Source organism: Thiocapsa sp., from assembly GCF_035467215.1.
GTDB lineage: Bacteria > Pseudomonadota > Gammaproteobacteria > Chromatiales > Chromatiaceae > Thiocapsa.
In genome coordinates, this window is record NZ_DATITZ010000231.1 from 1 (window position 1) to 8,145 (window position 8,145).

The 8,145-nt window shown below is 66.0% G+C and carries 10 protein-coding genes; 6 read left to right on the forward strand and 4 right to left on the reverse strand.

What is annotated here, in order from left to right; translation table 11 throughout:
* Positions 1-144 precede the first annotated feature (144 nt).
* The 5 genes from VLR48_RS13060 (at position 145) to VLR48_RS13080 (ending at position 4,037) form a co-directional block, all read left to right on the forward strand.
* Positions 145-414 (forward strand): Lrp/AsnC ligand binding domain-containing protein, encoded by a 270-nt coding sequence (locus VLR48_RS13060; RefSeq protein ID WP_325292213.1) that lies wholly within the window; start codon positions 145-147, stop codon positions 412-414.
* 276 nt (positions 415-690) lie between these two features.
* The gene (gene parS, locus VLR48_RS13065) at positions 691-1,179 is read left to right on the forward strand and encodes a type II toxin-antitoxin system Xre/ParS family antitoxin (protein WP_325292214.1); all 489 of its coding nucleotides are present in this window, start codon (positions 691-693) and stop codon (positions 1,177-1,179) included.
* A complete protein-coding gene (locus VLR48_RS13070) occupies positions 1,179-1,640 on the forward strand; it encodes an RES family NAD+ phosphorylase (RefSeq protein WP_325292215.1) in 462 nt (153 codons plus the stop codon). The genes parS and VLR48_RS13070 overlap by 1 nt, the downstream gene beginning before the upstream one ends.
* A gap of 54 nt (positions 1,641-1,694) precedes the next feature.
* Complete coding sequence (locus VLR48_RS13075) at positions 1,695-2,984, forward strand: APC family permease (RefSeq protein ID WP_325292216.1); 1,290 nt, start codon at positions 1,695-1,697, stop codon at positions 2,982-2,984.
* Between the two features lie 39 nt (positions 2,985-3,023).
* Positions 3,024-4,037: a phosphoglycerate mutase gene (locus VLR48_RS13080; protein WP_325292217.1), complete on the forward strand. Its 1,014-nt coding sequence runs from the start codon at positions 3,024-3,026 to the stop codon at positions 4,035-4,037.
* Between the two features lie 77 nt (positions 4,038-4,114).
* On the opposite strand, the gene VLR48_RS13085 is transcribed toward VLR48_RS13080, so the two are convergent.
* The 4 genes from VLR48_RS13085 to VLR48_RS13100 form a co-directional block, all read right to left on the reverse strand.
* Positions 4,115-4,816, reverse strand: a complete 702-nt coding sequence (locus VLR48_RS13085) for an SDR family NAD(P)-dependent oxidoreductase (protein ID WP_325292218.1) — start codon at positions 4,814-4,816, stop codon at positions 4,115-4,117.
* A 13-nt stretch (positions 4,817-4,829) separates the two neighbouring features.
* Positions 4,830-5,312 (reverse strand): YbaK/EbsC family protein, encoded by a 483-nt coding sequence (locus tag VLR48_RS13090; protein WP_325292219.1) that lies wholly within the window; start codon positions 5,310-5,312, stop codon positions 4,830-4,832.
* A gap of 207 nt (positions 5,313-5,519) precedes the next feature.
* Positions 5,520-6,074, reverse strand: a complete 555-nt coding sequence (locus tag VLR48_RS13095; protein ID WP_325292220.1) for a DUF427 domain-containing protein — start codon at positions 6,072-6,074, stop codon at positions 5,520-5,522.
* An 18-nt stretch (positions 6,075-6,092) separates the two neighbouring features.
* Positions 6,093-6,695, reverse strand: a complete 603-nt coding sequence (locus tag VLR48_RS13100) for a DUF938 domain-containing protein (protein ID WP_325292221.1) — start codon at positions 6,693-6,695, stop codon at positions 6,093-6,095.
* 301 nt (positions 6,696-6,996) lie between these two features.
* Here VLR48_RS13100 and VLR48_RS13105 point away from each other — a divergent pair.
* Positions 6,997-8,145, forward strand: a 1,149-nt coding sequence (locus tag VLR48_RS13105; RefSeq protein WP_325292222.1) for a hypothetical protein, incomplete at its 3' end; no start/stop codon positions are given.

Consider the following 8,145-nt stretch of genomic DNA (forward strand, 5'->3'; position numbering starts at 1 on the left):
GATCCATCTTAGCCCCTCTCCCCTCGCGGGAGAGGGGTTGGGTAGAGGGGGAGAATGAGCCGGAATGGCTTGGTTGTTTCCGAACCGTTACTCAAGGGCACTCAGGCTCGATCGGATTCGGACATCTTTTACTAGGAGTGAGTCATGGTCACGGCAATCATGCTCATCAATGTCGCACGCGACAAGATCAACGACATCGCCGACGAGCTGGCCGGCATGAGCGCGATCTCCGAGGTCTTCTCGGTCAGCGGCAACTACGATCTGATCGCCATCGTGCGCGTCGTGCACAACGACGATCTCGCCGAGCTGGTCACCAACCATCTGCTCAAGATCGAGGGGATCGAGAAGACGAACACCCTGCTGGCCTTCAAGGCGTATTCGCGGCATGACCTCGAGGCGATGTTCTCCGTTTAAAACGCGCTCGGGGGGATGTGGGGTCTTGGTGGGTGGTGTTGGCGTTGTGGATCTTTGTGAGGTTGGAGCGGCGCGTTTTAAGTGATTTTTTGGGAGTTGCGGAGAGGCGATTGTAGCAGTCGAGACCCCGATCGGGTTTGCGGCGGGCCGGTCGGTTTGGTTCGGGATCGTCGCGTTGCGCTCGATCCGCCGGCCTTCAGGGCGGAGTGGGGTTACGCTTGCGCGATTTCCATTTGGGTGTACTCTAAATTCCATATCGCATTTGGAGGGTTCCCGATGACAGCGCACGCGAGTGTCTTCCATGTCCCGGTGTTTTCCGGTGTCGCCGACGCCGATGTTGCTCCCGGCGCGGGGGCGACGGTCTTCTTGCGGCTTGGGCTCCCGACCGATCGGGCGGGGCTGGTCGCGGAGAGTCGCCGTGGTTTTCCGGTGGCCGTGATCGAGCGGCTGGCCGAGGCGCTTGATCGGCCGCAGCAGACCCTGCTGCGGATCGCCAAGATTGCACCATCCACCCTGACCCGGCGTCGGCGCAGCCCGGACGGGCGCCTGTCTCCGGAGGAGAGCGATCGCGTTTACCGGATCGCGGCCGCGTTCAGCGATGCGGTGGATCTCTTCGAGGGCGACCCCTCCGCCGCGTCCGGGTGGCTCGGCGAGCCGGCGAAGGCGCTCGGCGGGACGGCGCCGATCGAGCACCTGGATACCGAGGCCGGTGCCACGCAGGTGCATGACCTCATGGGGCGTCTGGAGCACGGCGTCTACAGCTGATGCGGGTCTATCGGCTCGTCAAGGAACGATTCGCCGACAGGGCGCTGGACGGTTCGGGCGCGAAGACGTACGGCGGACGCTGGAACCGCAAGGGTCATGCGACGGTGTACAACTCCGACAGCATCGCACTGGCGGCCCTGGAGCTGCTGGTGCATCTGCATCGAAGCGATGTGCTCAATCGGTATCGTCTGGTGACCCTCGATCTTCCCGATGACGAGGTCCTGATTCTGGATGACGCCGGGCTGCCCGGTGATTGGCGAGACGATCCTGCACCTGTCTCGACCGCCGCGATCGGTACCGCCTGGTTGAGCGGCGGCCAATCGCTAGCACTCTCTGTCCCGAGTGTCCTGATCCCGCAGCAACGCAACCTTCTGCTGAATCCCGCTCATGGGGCGTGCGCCGCGGTGTTCGCGACGGCGACCCTGCAACCCTTCGATTTCGATCCGCGTCTTGTCCGTTGATCCGATTGCGATCGGCGCGATGCCGATCGGGACACGACCTCGGATGTCGGCACTATGAGCAGACCCCGTTTCATCGACCAACGCACCGCAATCCTCATCGTGGTCGCCAACATGATCGGCACGGGCGTCTTCACGACGCTCGGCCTTCAGGCGGCCGGCATCCCGGACGGCGCTGCCTTGCTCTTGCTCTGGCTGATCGGCGGTCTCATAGCGCTCTGCGGCGCACTCTCCTACGCGGAGCTGGCCGCTGCCCTGCCGCGCTCGGGCGGGGAATATCACTTCCTGTCGCGCATCTACAATCCCCTGCTCGGTCAGTTGGGTGGCTGGGTCTCGGTGACGGTCGGTTTCGCGGCGCCCGTGGCCTTGGCGGCGATGGCGATGGGGCACTATGCCGCGACCGTTGTCCCGGCGCCGCCCACGGCGATTGCGGTGACGGCCTTGGTTATGGTCACCGCCGTACATGCCTTCGACCTGGATCTGGGGCGGCGCGTGCAGATCGCCGCGACCTGGTTGAAGATCGTCGTCATCCTGCTGTTCTGCGCCGCGGGGCTCGCTCTGCCGGCGACCTCGGGCAGTCTTTCGGTGTTGCCCTCCACGACGACGTTCGAGGCGGTCTGGAGTGCGCCCTTTACCGTGTCCCTGATCTATGTCGCCTATGCCTACTCGGGCTGGAACGCCGCAGCCTATGTGGTGGACGAGGTCCAGGACCCGCGTCGCGCCGTCCCGCGCGCGCTGCTGCTCGGCACGCTGATCGTCTCGCTGCTGTATCTGCTGCTCAATCTGACCTTCCTGCGCACCGTCGAATACGACGCCTTGGTCGGTCGCGTCGAGGTCGGTGCGCTCTCCGCCGAGACCATCTTCGGCGCCGTCGGCGGGCACCTCATGAGTCTGGTGCTGACGCTTCTGTTGGTCTCGACCGTCAGCGCCATGGTACTCGCCGGACCGCGTGTCTTGGAGCGTATCGGCGAGGATCTGCCGTTCTTCCGACCGCTCAGTGTCCGTAACCGCCGCGGTGCACCGACCCGCGCGGTAATGCTGCAACAGGGTCTGGCGCTCGTGATGATCCTGACGGGCTCGTTCGAGGGCGTCTTGAGCTTTGCCGGCTTCACGCTCACACTCTTCGCGGTCTTCACCGTCGCCGGTGTCATCCGTCTGCGTCGGCGTGAGCCCGATCTCCCGCGACCCTTTCGAGTGCCCTGGTATCCGTTGCCGCCGCTGGTGTTTATCCTGGTCAGCGTGGCGAGTCTGCTGTTTCTCGCGATGGAGCGTCCGCTTCCGGTGTTGCTGGCCGTCCTTCTGCTCGGTCTGGGCTGGATGTCGGTGAGGCTCTCGGGTCGTCCCTGAGGGACGCGCCATCGCCGTCTCCGCCGTTTCGGAATCATTATGCTGACCCTCATCTGCCCCGGCCTGCTCGGCCCGATCCCGGCCGCGCCGGAGACGCTCCCGAAGGTCCCGGCCATCGATCGGCTGCTCGCGCGCGCGGATCGCATCCCGACCGGCGGCCATGATGCTGCGACGGCCCGTCTGAGTCACTTCGGCGTCTCGGCCGACCCCGGCCGCGATGCCCCGACGGCCTCGATCAGCCTCTTGGGCGAGGCATCCGATGAACGGCCGGACGGCTACTGGATGCATGCCGATCCGGTGCATCTGCGCCCGGATCGTGACCGTCTGCTGCTTTTCGCCGGTGCCGGTGTTGCGCCCGACCGGGCGGAGGCGGATGCCCTGGTCGCGCTTTTCAACAGCCATTTCGCCGCCGAGGGGCTGAGGTTGACCGCGCCGCATCCGAATCGCTGGTATCTGCGATCGGATCGGGAGCTGGACCTGCGCACGGAGCCGTTGGAGCGCGTTCTGGGCGGGCCTGTCCCCCTCGATGTCCCGAGCGGTGCGGATGCCCGGCGTTGGCGCGGCCTGATGAACGAGGTCCAGATGCTCTTCTACGGGAGCGAGGTCAACCGTCTCCGCGAGCAGGCCCGGCGTCCGGCGATCAACGGCATCTGGACCTGGGGCGGCGGTAGGCTGCCGGAGCGCTCTGGCGAACCGCCGGACGCGGTGGTCGGGGATGATCCGCTGTCCGCCGGTCTGGCGTGCTGGTGTGGCGTTGCGCATCGCACGCTCCAGGGATGGTCGCCGCAGGATTCGCTTCCCGGACGCCGCCATCTCGTGCTCTGGAACCGGCTCGGTGCGGCGCTGCTGGAGCGGAACCTCGCGGCTTGGTCGACGGCGTTGGTCGCATTGGATACGACGATCGCCGTGCTCGAAGCGCAGCTCAAAGGCGGAGGTCTCGACGAGCTCCTGCTCGACCCCTGCGAGGGCATGGCCTATCGGCTGACGCGATCGACGGCTCGTCGCTTCTGGCGTCGCGGCGGGTTGGCCGAGAGCCTGATTCAGCACTCTTGAGCGTTCGGGGTTCGGAACGGCGCAGGCCCATCCGGGCCGGTGTCGGCCTGCGCTCCCTCCCGGCGGGGCATCATGACCTACCAGGGTTCCTGGAACGGCCGCAGATCGAGCTCGAAGGTCCAGGCCGATCTTGGCTGGCGTGCCAGAAAGAACACCGACTCGGCGATATCGTCCGGATCGGCGAAGGCGCTGCCCGGAGCATCGGGCGCCATCGCGCGGGAGACCGGCATGTCGACCATCGCATCGATGATCACATAGGCGACGTGGATGCCTTCCGGGCCGAGCTTGCGGGCGAGCGATTGTGCGAGGCTGCGTTGCGCGGCCTTTGCCGAGCCGAAGGCGACGAAGTCGGCGGCGCCCTTGAGCGATGCGGTGGCGCCGATGGCGAGGATGGTGCCTTCCCCGGCCGCCCGCATGTCCGGGATCACCTGCTGTGCGGCGAGCAAAAAACCGTAGGCGTTGACCCGCCACGCACGCTCGAAGGCGTCCGGCGTGGTGGCGTCGATGTCGCCGAACTCGCGCGTCGAGGCGTTGAAGATCAGTGTTTGCGGCGGGCCGAGGTCGCGGCGGATCTCGTCGAAGACGCACGCGGCGTCGTTCGGATCGGCGGCGTCGTAGCCGTAGGCATGGGTTCCGGCAATCTCCGCGACCAGGGCATCGAGTACGTCGCGACTGCGCGCGAGCAGGGCCACGTGATAGCCGGCACGGCTGAACTGTCGGGCGAAGGCCGCGCCGTTGCCCGGCCCGGCTCCGACGATGACGCAGACTGGAACGCTCATGAGGGGACTCCGTTCAGGTCGCCATTGCGACCAGCGTAGGTTTGAGGAGGGCCAGCGCATCGGCGGTTGCAAGCGAGATGATGTAGCCGCGTTTGCCCCCGTTGATGTAGATCCGCGGCAGCGCGGCGATCCCGCTTTCGCAGTAAACCGGCATGGCGCGCCGTGTGCCGAAGGGTGACGTGCCGCCGACCTGATAGCCGGAATGCTTGTCCGCGATCGCCGGTGCGCAGGGCTGGATGCGCTTGACGCCGATCGTTCGTGCCAGCGCTTGGGTGGAGACCTGCCGGTCGCCGTGCATCAGGACGATCATGGGGTTGCCCCGCTCGTCCTCCATGATCAGGGTTTTGACGACCAGGTGCTCGTCGACACCATGCTCGCGCGCGAACTGCGCGGTTCCGCCGCCGTCGATGTAGGTATAGGGGTGGTCTTCGAAAGCCACCTTGGCGGCGCGCAGTTCGCGGATGGCTTGCGTGACGGGTGCTTTCGAGGCTTTCATGCTGAACCGCGTTCAGAGTGACGATCGGTCTCTAAGGTAGCCCAGTCTGTCGAGCGTACCAAGCCTCTCGGCGTGAACGCGGTTAAGACGATTGATTCAGACGGTGGGGTCATTTCCGGGAAGGCATCTGCCAACCTGTAGGGGTGAATGACTTCGCCCCTACAGGGTTCATGAGCCGGGATGCCGAATGCCTCGACGTCGCTTTCGTTACCAGTGGGATGTCCCAGGGTCTCCTTTGAAGGGGCCCACGATGTCGGCCGTGATCCAGCCGCCGTAATAGCCTCCGGGTTGCGCAAGCACCCGCTCCCCGTCAAGAAAACAGGCGACGCGTCCGGGATAGAAGCAGATCCAGCCGGCATGGGGCTCGAAACCCGCGAGCGGTTCCGGATAGCACCAGGCGATGTCGGTCGCGGGTGTGGCTGCATCCTCGAGCCGGAAATAGCGAGCCTGACCTTTCCACTCGCAGAAGCTGCGCGTCGGCGAGACCGTCAGGAGGTCCATCGCGACGTCCTGCGGCGGGACATAGAGTGTCGGCGGGCTTCCGGTCTCGCAGACGCGAACCGCGCGGATCGAATCGGCCAGGAAGAGCTCGCCGGCAAGGACCCGAACGGGGCGCGGCTCGGGGCGGATCGCGGGCGGGCGAGGGTAGTCCCACACGGACTCCTGTCCGGGACAGGGCTCGACGGCGAAGTCGGGTCGTGTCTGTCCGCGAAAGCGCCAGGCGGCGCGTGCGCGAGCAATTCGGGCGTCGTCTTTCGGCATCTCGGGCACGGGCTGTCCTCAGGGGATACGCTGCCACACCAGCGTACGGTTGTTGACCGGCATCGGGTGATCCGCGATCAGCTCCATGCCGTTGTCGCGGGCCATCCGGATCAAGAGGTCGAGATCCCGGATGCCCATCGCGGGGTCGCGCGAGCGCAGCATGGCGTCGAAGCGTGCATTGCTCTCGCTGGTATAGCGACCGCCGATGTTGAAGGGTCCGTACAGGACGAAACAACCGCCGTCGAACAGCACGCGGCCGACCCCTTCGAACATGGCCTCGACCTGCGCTTCGGACATGATGTGGGCGGTGTTGGCGCTGAACACGGCGTCGAACCGTTCATCGGGCCAGATACCGGTGACGTCGAGCACGCGCACGGGCGGTAGATTGGGTAGGGCTGCATCGTCCAGCCAGGCCCGAATTCCGGGGAGATAGTGGGCGCAGTCGCTGGTTTGCCACACCAGATGGGGCATGGCGGCGGCGAAGAAGACCGCGTGTTGGCCGGTACCGCTTCCGATCTCGAGCAGATGTCGGGCCTCTTGAAAGAGCGGGCCGATCACGTCGAGAATCGGGCGCTTGTTTTCTTCGCAGGCTTCCGAGTAGGGTTTATCGATCGGATACATGGTCTTCGCCGTTCGGGATGAATCGGGTCGGGGATGAATCGGGGCGACGACGCTCGCATGTTCGGGCCATGCGCGACGCTGTGTCGCCTCTCGCGTGTTTCCCGAGGTCGGGGCGCGCCGTTCGATCGACAACCGGCTTTCGCGACGCACCGGAACGAAATGGCATCGGATCGGCCTGCGCGATCCGTTATGCTGGACACCGCGCGGACTCCGCAATGCGGACGTCTGAAAGGGCGCTGCCGGTGCGTAGGTCGGCGCCGAATCGCATTCTATTGACCCGATACCGGGAGACGGTCACATCGTGGAGACACCTTTGCGCCATACCCCTGCCGGTTCCGTGCCGTGGACCGGCCGTTTTCGCGCGGGCGGGCGGGTGCGAGCCGTCGTTGCTTGTGGTTTGCTCGGGCTCGCCGTGTCGGTCGCCGGTTGCGCAGGTGTTCGTCCGGATCTCCCGGTCGGCGCCGCGTCCGAACGGGTTCCAAGTGTCGCGGAGGCGACGGAACCTCCGCAATGGCAGGGCTTGGACGAGACCCTTGCGGACGACGCACGGCCTTCCGACGTACTTCCGGAGGATTCGTCTCCGGGAGATGCGCGTCCGTCCGAGGGCATCCTGTTCAACGATCCCGGCGCGCCCCCGGTGCTTTTCAGCCAGGATCCCGAGATTCTGCGGGCCGAGGTGGCGGCCGAGTGTCTGTCTGCACGATCCATGTCGATCTCGACGCGGGACGGGCTCGATGCCTTGGTGGCGAGTCTCTATTCGTCCGTGATCGATCCGGCCGAAGGCACCGAGGCACTGATCCTCGGCGACTGTGCGCCGCCGACGGACATCGTGCGCGAGATGATCGCAAAGGGGGGCGAGTCGGTCTTGACCTCCGTTGCGGAGCGGGCGCGCGCGCTGAGCGCCCCTGGGGCGCGACGCGCGATCGAGACGGCGGCGGCGGACGGGCTGACGCGGCATCGCGAGTTGAGCGGTTCGGGCAGCGGTCCGACACGGCTTGCACGCGACCACGCCATGGCCTATTTCCCGTCGGTAGGGTCGGCGGTGCGCGTCGAGACATCGAGTCGCCTCGATCGCCTTTATCGGCGTGCGGTGCCTGGTTTCGGCGTCTACACCTTCGTCATGGTCGGCCCGAACGTCGAGCGTCTTGCGCAGCCGGATCAGGCACGTCACCGCGAGCTGTTTCGACTCGTCGAGACGTACGCGGCGTCCGGCGGCGATGCCGAGGCCGCGCCGCGCTCGGACGCTCACGTCTTTCTGATCCCGGTCGATGCGGAGCTCGTCGGGATGCCTTTGTTCAACCAGGTCGCCGCGGATCTCTCGGATCGCATGCGCAAGCAGTTGATCGAGGACCTGCGCGGGCAGGGCGCGGCGGACCTCTCTGCGCGTCTGCAAAAGGGCTCCGGTCCCTTCCTCGTTGCTGCCATCGAGCCGGATCTTCTGCCCGGTGGA

Excerpts from the sequence above, each read along its gene's own strand:
- VLR48_RS13060 (WP_325292213.1), top strand. The coding sequence starts at position 145 with ATGGTCACGGCAATCATGCTCATCAATGTCGCACGCGACAAGATCAAC.
- parS (WP_325292214.1), top strand. The coding sequence starts at position 691 with ATGACAGCGCACGCGAGTGTCTTCCATGTCCCGGTGTTTTCCGGTGTC.
- VLR48_RS13070 (WP_325292215.1), top strand. The coding sequence starts at position 1,179 with ATGCGGGTCTATCGGCTCGTCAAGGAACGATTCGCCGACAGGGCGCTG.
- VLR48_RS13075 (WP_325292216.1), top strand. The coding sequence starts at position 1,695 with ATGAGCAGACCCCGTTTCATCGACCAACGCACCGCAATCCTCATCGTG.
- VLR48_RS13080 (WP_325292217.1), top strand. The coding sequence starts at position 3,024 with ATGCTGACCCTCATCTGCCCCGGCCTGCTCGGCCCGATCCCGGCCGCG.
- VLR48_RS13085 (WP_325292218.1), bottom strand. The coding sequence starts at position 4,816 with ATGAGCGTTCCAGTCTGCGTCATCGTCGGAGCCGGGCCGGGCAACGGC.
- VLR48_RS13090 (WP_325292219.1), bottom strand. The coding sequence starts at position 5,312 with ATGAAAGCCTCGAAAGCACCCGTCACGCAAGCCATCCGCGAACTGCGC.
- VLR48_RS13095 (WP_325292220.1), bottom strand. The coding sequence starts at position 6,074 with ATGCCGAAAGACGACGCCCGAATTGCTCGCGCACGCGCCGCCTGGCGC.
- VLR48_RS13100 (WP_325292221.1), bottom strand. The coding sequence starts at position 6,695 with ATGTATCCGATCGATAAACCCTACTCGGAAGCCTGCGAAGAAAACAAG.